At 60.5% G+C, this 665-nt stretch carries 1 protein-coding gene; it reads right to left on the bottom strand.

The window, feature by feature from the left end:
* Positions 1–294: 294 nt before the first annotated feature.
* The coding region (locus CWM66_RS28970) for a hypothetical protein (RefSeq protein WP_199200069.1) at positions 295–665 on the bottom strand (371 nt) is incomplete at its 5' end.

The following is a 665-nucleotide window of genomic DNA, read 5'->3' as shown; positions in this document are numbered from 1 at the left end:
CTTCGGACCTGGGTGCTCACCAAAGTTCGAGCTCAGAGCGGATCAAACCGGCCCGAGGACCGCTGTGGGTCGGAACCTGACATTAGCATCCATCCCTGCGCCGGCCGCTCGAATGTCTGCTTTCGGCCAAGAGCGGCCACTGGACTCGCATCATCTCGGCATTCTTTGCTCTTGTAGGTACCCACAAGGCCACTTTCGGGGAACTTTGCCGTGCGGCAATTGAGTATCCCTTCTCATTTGACCATCGGCTTTGCACCTGAGGTAGCCGGATAACTCGGCCCGCGGTGCACGTCGTCAGTCGTCAGTCTTGATCTGCAAGTCCTGCCACTTGGGATTGGCAGCGATTTCAGGTCGATCGCCAGAGAACGCGGCGGCTGCCTCTTGGTCGCCCTGTAGCCAGTAGGCGAACCATGCGGTCATGTATCCACTGCCGGTTGTCAGGGTGTCGCCGTGATCCGCCCCCCCGCGACGGGCGATGATCTTCGCGACATCATCCGGGATGGCGTCGAACATATTCTGGAGCGACCAGAGCGGGATGATCCCTTGCCCCTCGGTGGCATTGATGTTCTGGGCCGTCCCAGCGTCGAAGAACCCAGTACCGGCAATGGCGAAGGTCGGGATTGACAGTTTCGCAGCGTCGTACGACCACTCCGGCCCGAAGTCCG

The organism is Kosakonia sp. H7A (assembly GCF_003028445.1).
Classification (GTDB): Bacteria; Pseudomonadota; Gammaproteobacteria; order Enterobacterales; family Enterobacteriaceae; genus Kosakonia; species Kosakonia radicincitans.
Note: the sequence above shows the minus strand (reverse complement) of the source record. Positions and strands in the feature narration are given on the sequence as shown.